Raw genomic sequence first — 16,360 nt, 5'->3', positions numbered from 1 at the left:
TCTCACCCGCACTCGGCGAGCGGCTTTCCTGCCGCCGGCTTGCGCACATTCCTCCAAGATCTGGACAACAACACGGAGACAGGGCATATGGCCTGGCAACAAATTTACGACCCGTTCGGGAACATGGTCATCTCCACCGCGCTCGCGGCGATACCGGTGGTGGTGATGCTCGCGGCGCTGGGCTTCTTCCACATCAAGGCGCACATCGCGGCGGGCATGGGGCTCATCGCGGCCCTGCTCGTGGCCGTCTTCGCCTACGGCATGCCGGCCGACATGGCGGGCCGGGCGGCGCTCTTCGGTGGATTCACCGGGCTGCTGCCCATCGGCTGGATCGTGCTGAACATCATCTTCCTGCACCAGCTCACCGAGCAGAACGGCAGCTTCGCCGTGCTGCAGGATTCGCTCTCGGGCATCACCGAAGACCGGCGCATCCAGCTGCTGCTGATCGCGTTCTGCTTCGGCGCGTTCTTCGAGGGCGCGGCCGGCTTCGGCACGCCGGTGGCCGTGACGGCCGCCATCCTGATCGGCCTGGGCTTCTCGCCGCTGGCCGCCTCGGGCCTGTCGCTGATCGCCAACACGGCGCCCGTGGCCTTCGGTGCCCTGGGTACGCCGGTGATCACGCTGGCCAAGGTGCACGGCTACGACTTGATGGAAGTGACGGCCATGATCGGCCGCCAGCTGCCCTTCTTCTCGCTGCTGGTGCCGTTCTGGCTCATCTGGGCCTTCGCGGGCCGCAAGGGCATGTGGGAGATCTGGCCCGCCATCCTCGTGACGGGCGTGTCGTTCGCGGTGCCGCAGTACCTGGTGTCGAACTTCATCGGGCCGGAGCTGGTGGACATCATCGCGGCCATCGTCTCCATGGTCTGCCTGGTGGCCTTCCTGCGCGTGTGGCAGCCCAAGAAGGTGTGGACCTCGCCCTCGCTGCGCGGCCACGATCCCAGCGCGGCCGACGCCAAGCCCGCGCAGCCGCCCAAGCGGCACAGCACCCAGGCCCTGGTGGCCGCCTGGACGCCCTGGGTGATCCTGTCGGTGTTCGTCTTCATCTGGGGCCTGCCTTCGGTCAAGGCGTGGCTCAACGGCATCTTCGCGCCTGCCTTCCCCATGGACGGCCTGCACAACATGATCGAGAAGGTGCCGCCCGTGGTGCCCCAGCCCACCAAGGAAGGCGCGGTCTACACGCTGAACCTGCTGTCGGCCACCGGCACGGGCATCCTGCTGTCGGCCATCGTGAGCGCGCTGGTCATGAAGTACAACCCGGTGGCCATCGTGCGCACCTTCTTCAAGACGCTGTGGCTGGTGAAGTATTCGCTGCTCACCATCGTGCTGATGCTGGCGCTGGGCACGCTCACGCGCTACTCCGGCACCGATACCACGCTGGGCCTGGCGTTCGCCAATACCGGCGTGCTCTACCCCTTCTTCGGCACGCTGATGGGCTGGCTGGGCGTGGCGCTCACGGGTTCGGACACGGCGTCGAACGTGCTCTTCGGCGGCATGCAGAAGGTGGCGGCCGAGCAGCTGCACCTCTCGCCCAACCTCATGGGCGCGGCCAACAGCTCGGGTGGCGTGATGGGCAAGATGATCGACGCGCAGTCCATCGTTGTGGCCTCCACCGCCACGCGCTGGTTCAACCACGAGGGCGACATCCTGCGCTACGTGTTCTTCCACTCCATCGCGCTGGCCTGCCTGGTGGGCCTGTACGTGACGATGCAGGCCTACGTCTGGCCGTTCACGCTCATGGTCGTGCACTGATCAGCGTGTTTTTGGCCTCCAGCGCTTGCCAGGCAAGCGCTGGCAGCTATCGAAACCAAAGCAAGACGGGCGCCTTCGGGGCGCCCGTCTTGCTTTGGAAACAACGCATTTTGTCAATCTTTGTCATGGTTTGTTGATGTTGCATAGCTAAATTCTATTGATTTGTTTCATCGTCATTACACTTTTGTGGCAGTTGCATTGCGGGGCCTTGCGAGCCCCCTTTTTCCTCCCACGAAAACAGCCATGACCCTGAACACCCCCCTTCTCAAGCCCGCCGCTTGGCTGCTGGCCCTCGGGGCCCTGGGGGGGAGCCAATCCCTGGCGTGGGCGCAGAAGCCGCCCATGCCCCGCAAGCCCCCGGCCGTGGCCGCTGCCGCCGAAACGCCGGCTGCCGAGCCGCAAGTCCTGCGCCGCTGGAGCCCGCGCCTGAAGGACCTGGGCCTGGGCGGCGCCATGCGCCTGCGCGGCGTGGAGAGCTGGTCGGGCGTGGGGCTGGGTATCCGGCGCGACGAGATGGTGGAGTCCGCGCGGCTGCGGCTGGTGTTCACGCTGTCTCCCGCGCTGCTGGCCGACCTGTCGCACCTCAAGGTGCTGCTCAACGACCAGCTCGTGCGCACCATCGCCCTGCCCAAGGAGCGGCTGGGCCAGCCTCAGGCGGTGGACGTGGACATTCCCCCCGCCTATTTCACGGACTACAACCAGCTGTCGTTCCAGTTCGTGGGCCACTACACGCTCGACTGCGAAGATCCCAGCCATTCGAGCCTGTGGGCGGAGATCAGCCACGAGAGCGTTCTGGACCTGGCGCTGCGCCCGCTGCAGGGGCGCGGCGACCTGGCCCTGCTGCCCGCCCCGTTCTTCGACCCGCGCGACAGCCGCCCCGTGGAGGTGCCTTTCGTCTACGCGGCGCAGCCCAGCCTGGGCCAGCTCAAGGCGGCGGGCGCGGTGGCCAGCTGGCTGGGCGTGCTGGCGTCCTACCGGGGTAACCGCTTCCCGGTGTTCCAGGACGCGCTGCCGCCCGGCCATGCCGTGGTGATCGCCACCAACGACCGCCGCCCCGCCTTCCTCCAGGACATGCCGCCGGTGGAGCAGCCCACGCTGTCCATGGTGGCGCACCCCCAGGTGCCGGGCGCGCGGCTGCTGCTGGTGCTGGGCAAGGACGATGCGCAGGTGCAAACCGCCGCCGCCGCGCTCGCGCTGGGCAAGGCCGCCCTGTCGGGCCAGAGCATGCGCGTGACCGGGCTGGAGCTGCCCCCGCCGCGCAAGGCCTACGACGCCCCGCGCTGGCTGACCACCGAGCGCCCCGTGCAGCTCGGCGAACTGGTGGAGCGGCCCACCGACCTGCAGCTGCGCGGCACCGTGCTGAGCGGCACCATCCAGGTCAACGCGCGCATGGCCCCGGACCTGTTCACGTGGAACGCCAGCGGCGTGCCGCTGAACCTGTTCTACCGCTACACCCCCACCAACCTGTCGGACCGGGGCTCGCTGAACGTCTCCATCAACGACCAGTTCGTCAAGGCCTACCCGCTGCAGGCCAGCGGCGACAGCGAGGCCCGCAAGAGCAAGATCCTGCTGCCGCTCGCGCAGGACGGCGGCGGGCTGGTGCGCTCGGACATGAAGATCCCGGCCTTCATGGTGGGCGGCGACAACCGGCTGCAGTTCGCCTTCAACATCCCGCCCGCGGACCTGGGGCGCTGCCGCTCCACCCAGCCGGTGGAGCTGCGCGCGGCCCTCGACCCGCAGTCCAGCATCGACATGACGGGCTTCGACCACTACATGGCCATGCCCAACCTGGCCGCGTTCGCCAACAGCGGCTACCCCTTCACCAAATACGCCGACCTGGGCCAGACCTCGGTGGTGCTGCCCAACCAGCCCACCGGCGCCGACGTGGAGGCCTACCTCACGGCCGTGGGCCGCATGGCGGCGGCCACCGGCTACGCGGGCACGCGCTTCCAGCTGCTGCACGCGGCGCAGATCGAGCAGGCCAGGGATACCGACATCCTGCTCGTCTCCGTGGGCGACCGCGACGGCCTGCTGGCCCGCTGGCGCAGCGGCCTGCCGGCGCTGGTCGAGGCCGGCAAGCGCTCCGTGCAGCCGCTGGAGCGGGGCGTGAATGCCTTCTTCGAGCTGTTCCGCCTGGGTGGCGGCAGCCCCGTCACGGCCGGCGACGGCCGCGCCACGCTGGAGGGCGACGGCCCGCTCGCGGCGGTGGTGGGCCTGCAGTCCCCGCTGCAGGAGGGGCGCAGCATCGTGGGCCTGACGGCCAGCGACGCGCGCAGCATGGGCTGGATCGCCCAGGGCCTGAACGACCCCGGCAAAGTGCAGCTGCTGCAGGGCGACCTGGGGCTGCTGCGCGGGGAGGCAGTGGAGAGCTTCCGCATCCAGCCCGTGTACTACGTGGGCGACCTGCCCTGGTACAAGCGCCTGTGGTTCCACCTGCACAGCCACCCGGTGGCGCTGGCGCTGCTGGGCATCGCCGCCGGCCTGCTGCTGACCCTGCTGGTGTACGGGGCGCTGCGCTCCCTGGCCCGCCGCAGGCTGGAGGGCGGCGATGACTGACGGCGCCCGCAAGCCCACGCGCCGCGCCGTGCTGCGGGGCGCGGCGGGCGTGGCCGCGGGCTGGGCCGCGCAGGCCTGGGCCGACGCGGGCACGGCATCCGCCTGGCCGGCCTGGGAGGCGTTCCACCGCCAGTTCGTGGGCAGCGGCGGGCGTGTGACCTCGGACGCGCAGGGCCAGACCTATTCCGAGGCGCAGGCCTATGCGCTGTTCTTCGCACTGCTCGCGGGCGACCGCGAGCGCTTCGAACGCATCCTGCGCTGGACGGAAGACAACCTCTGCGCGGGCGACCTCACCACCCGCCTGCCCGCCTGGCTCTGGGGCCAGCGCCCCGACGCCACCTGGGGCGTGATCGACGACAACGCCGCCTCCGACGCCGACCTGTGGATCGCCTATGCGCTGGCCGAGGCCGGCCGGCTGTGGAACGACCGGCGCTACCGCGCGCTGGGCGCCGTGCTGGCGGCGCGCATCGTGCGCGAGGAAACCGCCGACCTGCCGGGCCTGGGCCCCACGCTGCTGCCCGCGCCGCGCGGCTTCGCCCCCGAAGGCGGGCCCTGGCGCCTGAACCCGAGCTACCTGCCGCTGCAGCTCCTGCACGGACTGGCCGGCGCCACCGGCCAGCCGGTCTGGAAGCAGCTCGCGGCCAGCTCCCTGCGGGTGATGGTCGAATCCGCGCCCCAGGGCTTCAGCCCCGACTGGACCGTCTATGCCGGCCAGGGCTTCCAGGTGGAGGCCGAAGGCAAGGACAAGGGCCAGGGCGCCTACAACGCCATCCGCGTCTACCTCTGGGCCGGCACGCTCCACCCCCAGGCCGAGGGCCGCGGGCCGCTGCTGCGGGCATTGGCCCCCATGGCGCGCTTCGTGCGCGAGCGCGGCCACCCGCCGGAGTCCATCGACATCCTGACCGGCCAGGCCGGTGGCCCCGCGCCCTCGGGCTTTTCCGCGGCGCTGCTGCCTTTCCTGCAGGCCAGCGGCGAGGCCGACGCGCTGCGGGTGCAGCAGCTGCGGCTGGAAGCGCGCCCGCCGCGCCCCGATGCCTATTACGAGCAATGCCTGGCGCTCTTCGGCCAGGGCTGGATGGACGGCGCCTACCGCTTTGACGCCGACGGGCGCCTGCTGCCCCGCTGGAAGGCTGGGCCATGAAGCGGCCGTGCAAGGGCCTGGCCGTCGCCGCGCTCTCCTCGGCCCTGGCCCTCCCCATCGCCCCCGCGCTGGCCGACGGCATGGACGCGGGGCAGGAGGCGCTGCTGCGCAACGCCCAGATGTGGGCCTCCAGGAACCGGCTGGACCTGGCGCGCCAGAGCGTGGACAAGCTGCTGGCGCTCGACCCCGACGCGCCTGCCGCGCTGGCCCTGCTGGGCGACATCGCCCTGCGCGGCAACCGGGCCGATGAGGCGCAGCGCATCCTGGCGCAGCTGCGCGCGCGCCATCCCGGCCACAGTGCGACGGCAGACCTGGCCACCCTGGTGCGCGTGCACGGGCCGGACCGCGAAAAGCTCGGCCAGATGCGCCTGCTCGCGCAGATGAACCGCAAGGCCGAGACGCTCGAACGCGTGCGTGCAGGGCACCCGCCCGACAGCATCCGCCAGGCGCGCGAACTGGCGCGCGCCCTCTTTCCCGACGGCCCGCCCGCCATCGGCGGCCTGGCGGCCGAATACTGGCAGGTCATGGGCAACGACGCGCGCACGGCGCCCCAGGCCGCATCGGCCCTGCACCAGCTCTACCAGCGCACGGGCGATGCCGACTACCGCCTCGCCCAGCTCGAAATGCAGGCCGCCCAGGGCGCCAGCGCCCTCGCGCTGGTCCGCGCCTGCGAGGCGCTGGCCGACGACCCTGCCGCCAACCCGCACCGCCTGCGCGACCTGTGGCGCCGTGCACTGGGCCGGCTGGAGGGCGCGGCCGCCGCGCCCCGGCTGCAGGCCTACCTGCAGCGCTACCCCGACGACCGGCCCCTGGCCGAACAGTGGGGCGCCGCCCGGCAGGCCGCGGCGCAGGCCGAGCGCTGGGCGCGCGACCCCGCGCGCCTCGCACAGGCCGCCGGCCAGCGCGCGCTGGACGCGGGCGACCTCGCACAGGCCGAGCAGCAGTGGCAGGCGGCGTTGGCGCTGCGCCCGCGCGATGCCGCCAGCCTGGGCGGCCTCGGCCTGGTGCGCCTGCGCCAGGGCCGCCACGAAGAAGCCCGGGCGCTGTTCGCCCAGGCGCAAAGCCTGTCCCCGCAGGCGCGGTGGCAGGGGCTGGAAGCCACGGCCCACTTCTGGGGCCTGCTGCGCCAGGCGGACGATGCCGCGCAGGCAGGCCGCCTGGAAGAAGCCGCCCGGCAGGCCCAGCAGGCCGTGGCCCTGGAGCCCGCCCATGCCGAAGCCCTGGCCACGCTGGCAGGCATCCGCACCCGGCAGGACGACCCGGCGCAGGCCCAGGCGCTCTACGAGCGGGCCCTGGCCGCCGACCCCGCCCACCTGGACGCCCTGCGCGGCCTGGCCGCGCTGCACGCCCGCGCGGGCCGCGCGCCGCAGGCCCTGGCCCTGCTGGAGGCGGCGCAGCGCAGCCATCCGGACCGCGCGCCGCAGCTCGCCGCCGTGCGCGCGGACCTGCTGGCCGAACAGGCCGAGGCGCAACGCACGGCCGGGCACCCCGGCACCGCGCTGCGCCTGCTGGAAGACGCCGTGGCGCTCACGCCGCGCGACCCCTGGCTGCGCCACCGCCTGGCGCGCGTGTACCTGCAGCTGGGCCAGCCGCGCGAGGCGCTGGACGCCATGGACGAGGGCATCGCCCTCCAAGGGGACGAGGCCGACATGCGCTACGCCCGCGCCCTGATCCGCAGCGCCACCGACGACGACGCGGGCGCGCTGGCCGACCTGGAGCACGTCTCCCCCGAGCAGCGCAGCGACTCCATGCGCGCGCTGCTGCGCTCGGCCACCGTGCGCGCCACCGTAGCCCGCGCCGCCGGCAACGACGCGGCGCAGGCCGGGCAACTGCTGGTCCAGGCCGAGCGCCAGGCGGGCGACGATGCCGACCTGCTCTTCACCGTCGCCAACGCCTGGTTCCAGCGCGGCGAGGGCGCGCAGGGCGTGGCCGTGTTCGACCGCCTCGCCGCCCGCGCCCCGGCCACGCCCGAGGCGCGGCTGGAGCACGCCGCCTTGATGGGCCGGGCCGCGACAGGCCGCGCCGCCATGGACGGCCCCCTGGCCGAGTTGCTGCCCGCCCTGCTGGCCGAGCCGGGCTGGACGCCCGCGCAGGCGGCGCGCCTGTCCGCGCTGCAGGCGGCCCACCTGGAGCGCCGCGTGGAAGCCGCCGTGGCCGAGGGCGACCGCGCAGGGGCCCTGCGCCTGGCCCAGTCGCCCCTGTACGGCGGCGATGCACCCGCCGTCCGTGGCCGCCTGCTGCTCGCGGCGCAGGACTATGCGGGCGCCGCGCGGCAGCTGGCGCAGGCGCTGGAGTCGCAAGGCGACGACGCCGGCGTGCGCCTGGCCCTGGGCGATGCGCTCGCGCGCCAGGGGCAGGCGGCCCAGGCGCGCGCGCAGGCGCAATGGCTGCGGCAGCACCTGGACGCGCGCGATGCCGGCGCGCAGCTCGCCCTGCTGCGCCTGTGGCAGCGCGTGCCCGCCATGGACGAGGCGCGCGCCCTGGCGCAGCAGCTGCTGCAGCGCTTCCCGCAGGACACCAGCGTGCTGCTGCACGCGGCCCGGCTGGAGCGTGCCGAAGACGCCTACGCCCCGGCGCTCGCCTACTTCCGCCAGGCGCAGGCGCTGGAAACGAATCCGCAAGAGCAGGGCAGGATCGGGCAGGACATCCACGCCATCGAGGCGCGCCGCCAGGCCTGGGTGGAGGTAGGCATGGAGCGGCTGCAGAAGAATTCCACCGCGGGCATCTCCACCCTGCGCGGCTGGGAGATCCCCGCCGTCGCCTGGATGCCCCGGGGCTACGACGGCCACCATTTCCTGCACGTGGACCAGGTGCGGCTCGACGCCGGCCCGCTGCCCGCCTCGGCGCAGGACGCCGCCGGCTACGGGCAGGTGGCCGCGTGGCCCGAGGCCACCTACCCGGCCGCACCGGGCACGCCGCGCGGCGACGGCGCCAACGTGGGCTTCGGCTACCGCGGCCGCGGCGTCGAGTGGGACGTGGGGGCCGTCGGCATCGGCATGCCCGTGACCAACCTCGTGGGCGGCATCGCGCGCAGCGAGTGGCGCGAGGACTTCAGCTGGCGCGCCGAACTCTCGCGCCGCCCGCTCACGGGCAGCCTGCTGTCCTATGCGGGCGTGCGCGACCCCATCACCGGGCAGGCCTGGGGCGGTGTGGTCGCCACGGGCGTGTCGGGCCGCGTGTCGCGCCCGTGGGCGGGCTACGGCACGTCGCTCAGCGCCGGCTACGCGCTGCTGCAAGGCCGCAACGTGCGCGACAACACCCGCCTGCAGCTGCGCGCGGCGATCGACCGCGACGTGCTGCGCACGCCGCACCAGACGGTGAACGTGGGCGCGGCGCTGTCGTGGTGGAGCTACGCGCGCGACCTGTCCGAATTCACCTGGGGCCACGGCGGCTACTACAGCCCGCGCCGCTACCTGTCCCTGAGCCTGCCGGTGGAGTGGGGCGGGCGCAAGGGCGCGTTCACGTGGCTGCTGCGCGGCTCCGTGTCCGTCTCGCGCAGCGCCAGCCGCGCGTCGGACTATTACCCCGGCTCCCCCGCGCTGCAGGCGCAGGCCGCGGCGCAGGGCCACGCGCCGGTCTATGCGGGCGGCGGCAGCTCGGGCTTCGGCCGCTCGCTGCGCGCGGCCGTGGAATACCAGGCCACGCCGAACTGGGCGCTGGGCGCGCAGCTGTCGCTCGACCGCTCGGCCTATTACGCCCCCACCACGCTGGCGCTGTACCTCCGGTTCGCGCTGGACCCCGTGCGCGCGCCGCTGGAGAACCGCCCGCGCCCCGTGCAACCCTATTCCAGTTTTTGATGCAAAAAAAGGAGCTGCCTGCGCTTGATTGGTAAGCGTTAGCACCGTTTTTTATGAATAAACCATCCTCCGTCACCGCCCTGCTGCGCTCCTGGTGGCACGGCCTGCGCAGCGGCCCCCGCCGCACGGCCCGGCCTGCCGGGCTGGGCGTGGACGGCCTGCCCCACGGCGTGGGCCGCCTGCCGGCAGGCGCGCCCGCCGCGCTGCTGGTGCAGGACGAGGCCTGCTGGCAGGACTGGCCGCCCGCCCTGGTGGCCGACCTGCTGGCCGCCGGGCCGGTGCTGGCGCTGGCCGCCCAGGCCGGCGACCTCGACGCGCTGCTGCGCATGCCCGCGCTGGCGCAGGCGCATGCCGCCGGGCGCCTGCGCACCTGGCTGCTGCCGCCCGAGGCCCAGGCACAGCTGCGCCGGGACGGCCTGGGCGCGCTCGCCCAGGAGCTGGCGCGCAACGGGCTCGGGCCGCACACCAGCCTGTGCGTGCTGGATGCCCATGCCATGCTGGCGGGCGCCACGGTCGCCGAGCTGCAGCGCCTGGCGGGCCAGTGGCGCCGCTGGAGCGCCGCGCGGCGCCGGCCCGTGGCGCTGCTGCTGCCCCTGCACCGCGCGCAGGCCGAGGGCGGCAACGACCTGGGCGCGGCGGTGCGCGCGCAGGCTGCCTTCCGCCACGTGGCCGAGCTGGGCACGCTCTCCGGGCGGCCGGTGCTCACGCTGTACCGCTGGGACGGCGGCCAGGGCGCCGTGTTCGACGCCCGCTACGACCTGCGCCGGGACGGCGGGCGGCTGTGCTACGACGGCAGCTTCTCCCTGGGAGCGCAGCCCGTGCTGGCGGACGCGCCGGACCAGTTCGCCGTCCACGCCACGCGGGCCAGCGTCGCGGGCCAGCGCGGCGTGCCCGCGGCGTGGCAGATCGCCGACTCCCTCGCGGCGCTGGAGGAGGCCGGGCGCGGCGCGGCGGGCGCCACGGTGCTGATCGACGCGGGCGTGCCGGAGCAGTTCGCGGCCGTGGCCGCGCTCGTGCACCGCCTGCGGCAGACGCGCCCGCGCAGCCTGAAGATCATCGTGCGCGAGACCGAAGCCAAGCTGCGCGCGCACAGCGAGCAGGCGCTGCTGCGCCTGGGCGTGACCAGCGTCGTCTACCGCGAGGTGGGGTTCGCGCGCCTGCAGAAGCTCATCGAGGACGGCCGCCACCTCGTCTATGCCGGCGCCATCGGAAGCGACTGCGCGCAGACCCTGGCCGCATGCATGCCCGCTGCCGCGCGCGGCTACCAGCGGCCCGCGCGCTTCGTGCAGCTCGCCGGCGACATGCTGGCGCGCACCGAAGCCGCGGGCCTGTCCCACTGCCTGGTGCGGCTGCAGCTGCTGCCGACGGTGGCCCACCTGGACGCCCTGCGCGCCTGCCGTGTGCAGCGCGACGGCGACCTGGTCACGGCCGACGCGCAGGGCCTCTACGTCTTCCTGTTCGCCTGCCGCGAGTCCGACCTCGACCTGGCCTTGTCGCACCTGTTCACGCTGCCCCTGGGCGCGTTGTTCTCGTCCCAGGCGCAGGATGCCACCGCGGGCGGCATGGCCCTCATGCTGGAGCGCTTGCGCGGCGCGGCGGCGCACCTGCCCGACTACGGGCCGCTGCTGGAGCCCATCGCCGCGCCTGCGCCGCGCGAGGCGCAGCCCGCCGCCGGGGCGGGCGGGGGCGCCGCGCTGCTGCCTGTCGTGGTGGCCGTGCTGGAGGAAGCGCCGCACCGCGGCGCCGCGGCGGTGCAGGTCAGCGCGCGCCCCATCGGGCGGCGTCCCGTGCGTGAGGAGGTGGCCGCATGAGCCCGATCGGCTGGCTGCTCTGCCTGCTCGCCGGCGCGGCCGGCGCCGGGGCATGCTGGTGGCTGTGGAATGCCCGCGCGCCACGCCGCCTGCGCTATCTGCGGCCCTACCGCCCCGGCCAGGAACGCGAGGAGGGTTGACGTGCACCGCATCGCCTTCCTCTCCCCCCTGGGCGGCGTGGGCCGCACCACGCTGGCCGCCCACGTGGCCACGCTGCTGGCGCAGCGCGGCCAGCCCACCCTGGCCATCGACCTGAGTCCGCAGAACGCACTGGGCCTGCACCTGGGCCTGCAGGCGCCGCCCGCCAGCGGCTGGCACCCGGCCCAGGGCCGGTGGTGGGGCGACTGCGCGCTGGAGAATTCCGCCGGCGTGCGGCTGCTGCCCCATGGCGCATGGAGCGGTAGCGCGGAGGCCGCCCTTCACGCGCCCGGCTGGCTGCAGGCGCAGATCGCGGGCCTGGACCTGCCCCCGGGCAGCACCGTGGTGCTCGACACGCCGCCGCTGCCCGCGCCGCTGGCGCTGCAGGCCGCGCAGTGCGCCAGCCTGGCGGTGCTGGTGGTCGACGCCTCGGTGCGCTCGCTGCGGCTGCAGGGTGCGCTGCGGGACGCCATCGCCCAGCTCCCCGCGGGCGTGCGCTGGGCCGTCGCGCTCACGGGCGCGGACCCGCGCAGCGCCGCGCGCCGCGAGGCGCTGCACACGCTGCGCGCGCAGTGGCAGGACCACCTGATTCCCTATCCGCTGCATGCCGACGAGCACGTGCAGCAGGCGCTGGCCCAGGCGCTGTGCGTGCACCAGCACGCGCCGCAGTCGCAGGCCGCGCACGACCTGCAGGGCCTGGCCGACTGGATCGCGCAGGCCTGCGGCCTGGACGGAGCGGCGCCGTGAGCCTGCACGCTGCGCTGACCTGGCTGGCCAACCGGCTGCAGGTGGCCGAGCCCCGGCGCTGGCCGTGCTGGCTGCTGCGGTTGTTCGTCAAGCCTTCCGCGCAGGCGCCCTGGGCCGCTCTGGCGCCCGCGCAGGTGCCGGACCCGGCGGCGTGGGCGGCCGCCAGGCTGGGCATGCCGCCCGGCGCGCCGTGGTGGCTGTGGCCGTGGCGGCTGTTCGTCAAGCCGCCCATGCCCTGGGCATGGGCCCTGCCCGCGTGGCTCGCGGCGCTGGGGGGCGGGCTGGCCTGGGCGCTGGCGGCCCTGTGGCGCGCCGCATCTGCCGTGCTGTGGCTGGCCCTGGCACCGCTGCGCTGGGCTGTGCGCGCGCTGGAGCGGCTGGCCGCACGGCTGGAACGCAACGGCACGGCCGCCGCCTTCGGCCGGGCCACCGACCGCGCGCTGCGGCCCGTGCTGGCCGTGCCGGGCATGCGCTGGCTGGTGCTGGGCGTGGCGCTGGCCGCGGCGGCGGTGGTCATGACCACGCCGTTCAACGGGTTCGGCCAGCTCGTCTTCCTGCTGCTGGCGTGGATGCTGTCCATGGTGCTGCGCAAGCTGCCGGGGCGCTTTCCGTCGCTGGCGCTGGCCGTCATCAGCCTCACGGCCATGGGCCGCTATGCGTGGTGGCGCATGACGAACACGCTGCAGTTCGACTCGGCCGTTGAGGCCTTCCTGGGCTACGGCCTGCTGGCGGCCGAGGCCTACACCTGGCTGGTGGTGGTGCTGGGCTTCGTCCAGACCGCCTGGCCGCTGCAGCGCCAGAGCGTCCCGCTGCAGGGCGCGCCGCTGGAGTGGCCGAGCGTGGACGTGTTCATTCCCACCTACAACGAGTCGCTGGACGTGGTGCGCCCCACGGTGCTGGCGGCGATGGCGATGGACTGGCCGAAGGACAAGCTGCGCGTCTACCTGCTGGACGACGGCCGCCGCGAGGCGTTCCGCGCCTTCGCGGCCGAGGTGGGCGTGCACTACGTCGCCCGCGCCGACAACCGCCATGCCAAGGCCGGCAACCTGAACAACGCGCTGGGCATGACGCAGGGCGAGCTGGTGGCCATCTTCGACTGCGACCACATCCCCACGCGCTCCTTCCTCCAGACCTGCGTGGGCTGGTTCCAGCGCGACGCGCGCTGCGCCATGCTGCAGACGCCGCACCACTTCTTCTCGCCCGACCCGTTCGAGCGCAACCTGGGTACCTTCCGCCGCGTGCCCAACGAGGGCGCGCTGTTCTACGGGCTGGTGCAGGACGGCAACGACTTCTGGAACGCCACGTTCTTCTGCGGCTCATGCGCCGTGATCCGCCGCGCGCCGCTCATGGAGGTGGGCGGCATCGCCGTGGAGACCGTCACCGAGGACGCCCACACCGCGCTCAAGCTGCACCGGCGCGGCTACACCACGGCCTACATCAACGAGGCGCAGGCCGCCGGCCTGGCGACGGAAAGCCTCTCGGCCCACGTGGGCCAGCGCATCCGCTGGGCGCGCGGCATGGCGCAGATCTTCCGCACCGACAACCCGTTCCTCGGCAAGGGCCTCACGCTGTGGCAGCGCATCTGCTACGGCAACGCCATGCTGCACTTCTTCTTCGGTCTGCCGCGGCTGGTGTTCTTCACCGCGCCCATGGCCTACCTGTTCTTCCACCTGCACATCATCCATGCGCAGGCCGCGCTGCTGGCGCTGTACGTGCTGCCCTACATCCTGCAGTCGAACATCGCCAACGCGCACGTGCAGGGCAAGTACCGCCACACCTTCTGGGCCGAGGTCTACGAGACCGTGCTCGCCTGGTACGTGGCCCTGCCCACCACGCTGGCGATGATCAACCCCAAGCTGGGCAAGTTCAACGTCACCGCCAAGGGCGGCCTGGTGGAGCGCGCGTATTTCGACTGGACCACTTCGCTGCCCTACGCCGTGCTGGTGCTGCTCAACTCCGCCGCCTTCGTGGCGGGCCTGGCGCGCCTGCTGTGGTGGAACGCCGACGAGCCCGCCACCGTGGTGCTCAACCTGGTCTGGACGGCCTACAGCCTGCTCATGCTGGGCGCGGCCATGGGCGTGGCGTCCGAATCGCGCCAGGTGCGGCGCATGCACCGCGTGGACGCGCACCTGCCCGCCGTGCTCTACCTGGACGACGGCCGCGTGCTGCGCGCCACCTGCACCGACTTCTCCATGAACGGCCTGGGCCTGCAGGTGGACGGGGCGGCGCCCCTGGCGGCGGGGCAGCCGGTGCACGTGGGCCTGTGGTGGGACGGCGCCGAATGCGCCCTGCCCGCCGAAATCGTGCTCGACAAGGGGCAGGGCGCCATCGGCGTGCAGTACGGCCCGCTCACGCGCGACCAGCAGATCGAGATGGTCCAGTGCACCTTCGCGCGGCCCGATTCCTGGACGCACTGGAACCGCACGCAGGACGTGGACCGCCCCCTGCTGGGCCTGCAGGAGATCGCCAGCCTGGGCCTGCGCGGCTACCGCACGCTGGGCCGCGCCCTGCTGCTGGCGGTGCGCGAGCGGGCAATGCGACGCAAGAAAACCATAGCTGCCAGCGCTTGATGCGAGACGGTCTCATAGAGAAAACGTAGCGAAATCCATGCAAAGCAAGCGCAAGCAGCTATCAAAACCATAAAACCATGAGTTACTGGAGCTTCTACTTCCTCGCCAAGGTCGGGCTGCACTACGCCGGCTACATCGGCTTGCACTGGCTGCCCAACCTGCTGCTGGCCCTGGCGCTGCTGGCGCCACCGCCCGCGGCGCGCGGCCTGCGTGCGCTGCGGCATGCGGCGGCGTGGTCGGCGGCCATCGCGCTGCTGTACTACGACTCCTACCTGCCCTCCCTGGGCCGGGTGCTCTCGCTCTCCCAGGGCCTGGCGGCCTTCAGCCTGGACTACATGGGCGAGCTGCTCGCGCGCCTGTGGAACTGGCAGGCCGTGCTGGGCCTGGCCGCGCTGGTGGCCGCCTATGCCGTGCTGGCGCGGCGCATCCGGTTTTCCACCTTCGCGCTGGGCGGCATCCTCAGCGTGCCGCTGGCGGCGGCGCTCGCGCCCCAGGCAGGCGGCGCGCCGCAGGCCGCATCCGCGGCCACGCCGGGCGCCGTTGCCTCGGGCGCCGCCGTGCAGGACCCCGACGCCCAGCTCCAGGCGTTCTACGCCCACGAGCGCCAGCGCCGCCTGGACTGGAACCCGGCCGGCGCCCCGCCCGCGTTCGACATCGTGGTGCTGCACGTGTGCTCCCTGTCGTGGGACGACCTGGACGTGGTCGGCATGCGCGACCATCCGCTGCTGCAGCGCTTCGACGCCGTCTTCACCCAGTTCAACACGGCGGCCAGCTACAGCGGCCCCGCCATGCTGCGCGTGCTGCGCGGCAACTGCGGCCAGGAGCCGCACGAGGCGCTCTACCAGGGCGCCGACCCGGCCTGCTACGTCTTCCCCAGCCTGGAGCGGCTGGGCTACGAGACGCATGCGCTGCTCAACCACGACGGGCACTTCGACGACTTCGCCAAGATGCTGCAGAACCAGGGCGGGCTGGCCGGGCGCATCGCCTCGCCCGAGGGCGCGCCCGTCCACATGCACAGCTTCGACGGCACGCCCATCTACAGCGACCTCGCGCTGCTGGAGCGCTGGAGCCGCGCCCGCCAGAGCGCGCCGGCAGGCGCCAGGCCTGAGGCGCTCTACTACAACACCATTTCCCTGCACGACGGCAACCGCGTGCCCGGCCTGGCCTCGCGCTCCAGCGTGGACACCTACAAGCCGCGCCTGTCCAAGCTGCTGGCCGACTTCGACCAGTTCATCACCGGGCTGGAGCGCGCCGGCCCCCCCGTGGTCGTGCTGCTCGTGCCCGAGCACGGCGCAGCGCTGCGCGGCGACAAGCTGCAGATCTCGGGCATGCGCGAAATCCCCAGCCCGCGCATCACCATCGCGCCCGCCGCCATGAAGATCGTGGGCCTGCCCGCCGGCGCCGGCCACGGCCCCGTGGTGGTGGACCAGCCCGTGAGCTACTTCGGCATCAACGCCCTGCTGGGCGACCTGCTGCGCGACAGCCCCTATGCGCCCGGCGCCCGTCCGCTGGCCGAGCGCATGGCCCGGCTGGAAACCACCGCCTTCGAGGCCGAGAACGGCGAGATGGTGGTGCTGCGCGACGCCGCGGGCCGCTACCGCATGCGCACGGACAAGGGTGTCTGGGTGTCCTACACACCCTAGCGGACCCGTCCCGTACAGTCACCGCACGCAACAGGCGCCAAGGCGCCTGTTGCGTTTTTTTCAAGCTGCATTTACTTGAAGGTTGTTGAAGATTAAATAGGGAAAAACTATTTTGTTACATGTATGTTTAAATTAAGGCTCTGTCACAAATCTGTGTTGATGACCGGCACTCCGATGGCGTCGAGCAAGAGCTGGCGCGGCTTTGCGG

The 16,360-nt window shown here is 73.0% G+C and carries 9 protein-coding genes; all 9 read left to right on the top strand.

Annotated features, from left to right (window positions below):
• Positions 1-87: 87 nt before the first annotated feature.
• The 9 genes from AVS7_RS09950 (at position 88) to bcsG (ending at position 16,152) form a co-directional block, all read left to right on the top strand.
• Entirely contained in the window at positions 88-1,749 is a 1,662-nt protein-coding gene (locus AVS7_RS09950; RefSeq protein ID WP_024001285.1) for an L-lactate permease, read from the top strand.
• Between the two features lie 243 nt (positions 1,750-1,992).
• Positions 1,993-4,305, top strand: coding sequence for a cellulose biosynthesis cyclic di-GMP-binding regulatory protein BcsB (gene bcsB / locus AVS7_RS09945; protein WP_020228310.1), 2,313 nt, complete (start codon positions 1,993-1,995; stop codon positions 4,303-4,305).
• Positions 4,298-5,446 (top strand): cellulose synthase complex periplasmic endoglucanase BcsZ, encoded by a 1,149-nt coding sequence (gene bcsZ, locus AVS7_RS09940; protein WP_020228309.1) that lies wholly within the window; start codon positions 4,298-4,300, stop codon positions 5,444-5,446. The genes bcsB and bcsZ overlap by 8 nt, the downstream gene beginning before the upstream one ends.
• The gene (locus tag AVS7_RS09935) at positions 5,443-9,243 is read left to right on the top strand and encodes a cellulose synthase subunit BcsC-related outer membrane protein (RefSeq protein ID WP_020228308.1); all 3,801 of its coding nucleotides are present in this window, start codon (positions 5,443-5,445) and stop codon (positions 9,241-9,243) included. The genes bcsZ and AVS7_RS09935 overlap by 4 nt, the downstream gene beginning before the upstream one ends.
• Positions 9,244-9,296: 53 nt before the next feature.
• Entirely contained in the window at positions 9,297-11,054 is a 1,758-nt protein-coding gene (locus tag AVS7_RS09930) for a cellulose biosynthesis protein BcsE (RefSeq protein ID WP_020228307.1), read from the top strand.
• The gene (locus tag AVS7_RS24725; protein WP_020228306.1) at positions 11,051-11,194 is read left to right on the top strand and encodes a hypothetical protein; all 144 of its coding nucleotides are present in this window, start codon (positions 11,051-11,053) and stop codon (positions 11,192-11,194) included. The genes AVS7_RS09930 and AVS7_RS24725 overlap by 4 nt, the downstream gene beginning before the upstream one ends.
• Before the next feature lies 1 nt (position 11,195).
• Positions 11,196-11,939: a cellulose biosynthesis protein BcsQ gene (bcsQ, locus tag AVS7_RS09925; protein ID WP_020228305.1), complete on the top strand. Its 744-nt coding sequence runs from the start codon at positions 11,196-11,198 to the stop codon at positions 11,937-11,939.
• Complete coding sequence (bcsA, locus tag AVS7_RS09920; protein ID WP_020228304.1) at positions 11,936-14,509, top strand: UDP-forming cellulose synthase catalytic subunit; 2,574 nt, start codon at positions 11,936-11,938, stop codon at positions 14,507-14,509. Before bcsQ ends, bcsA begins: the two co-directional genes overlap by 4 nt.
• Positions 14,510-14,586: 77 nt before the next feature.
• Entirely contained in the window at positions 14,587-16,152 is a 1,566-nt protein-coding gene (gene bcsG, locus AVS7_RS09915) for a cellulose biosynthesis protein BcsG (protein ID WP_020228303.1), read from the top strand.
• Positions 16,153-16,360: the final 208 nt, after the last annotated feature.

This window comes from Acidovorax sp. MR-S7 (assembly GCF_000400995.2).
Lineage (GTDB): Bacteria > Pseudomonadota > Gammaproteobacteria > Burkholderiales > Burkholderiaceae_C > MR-S7.
Note: the sequence above shows the minus strand (reverse complement) of the source record. Positions and strands in the feature narration are given on the sequence as shown.

Excerpts from the sequence above, each read along its gene's own strand:
- AVS7_RS09930 (WP_020228307.1), top strand. The coding sequence starts at position 9,297 with ATGAATAAACCATCCTCCGTCACCGCCCTGCTGCGCTCCTGGTGGCAC.
- bcsG (WP_020228303.1), top strand. The coding sequence starts at position 14,587 with ATGAGTTACTGGAGCTTCTACTTCCTCGCCAAGGTCGGGCTGCACTAC.
- bcsB (WP_020228310.1), top strand. The coding sequence starts at position 1,993 with ATGACCCTGAACACCCCCCTTCTCAAGCCCGCCGCTTGGCTGCTGGCC.
- AVS7_RS09935 (WP_020228308.1), top strand. The coding sequence starts at position 5,443 with ATGAAGCGGCCGTGCAAGGGCCTGGCCGTCGCCGCGCTCTCCTCGGCC.
- bcsZ (WP_020228309.1), top strand. The coding sequence starts at position 4,298 with ATGACTGACGGCGCCCGCAAGCCCACGCGCCGCGCCGTGCTGCGGGGC.
- AVS7_RS24725 (WP_020228306.1), top strand. The coding sequence starts at position 11,051 with ATGAGCCCGATCGGCTGGCTGCTCTGCCTGCTCGCCGGCGCGGCCGGC.
- AVS7_RS09950 (WP_024001285.1), top strand. The coding sequence starts at position 88 with ATGGCCTGGCAACAAATTTACGACCCGTTCGGGAACATGGTCATCTCC.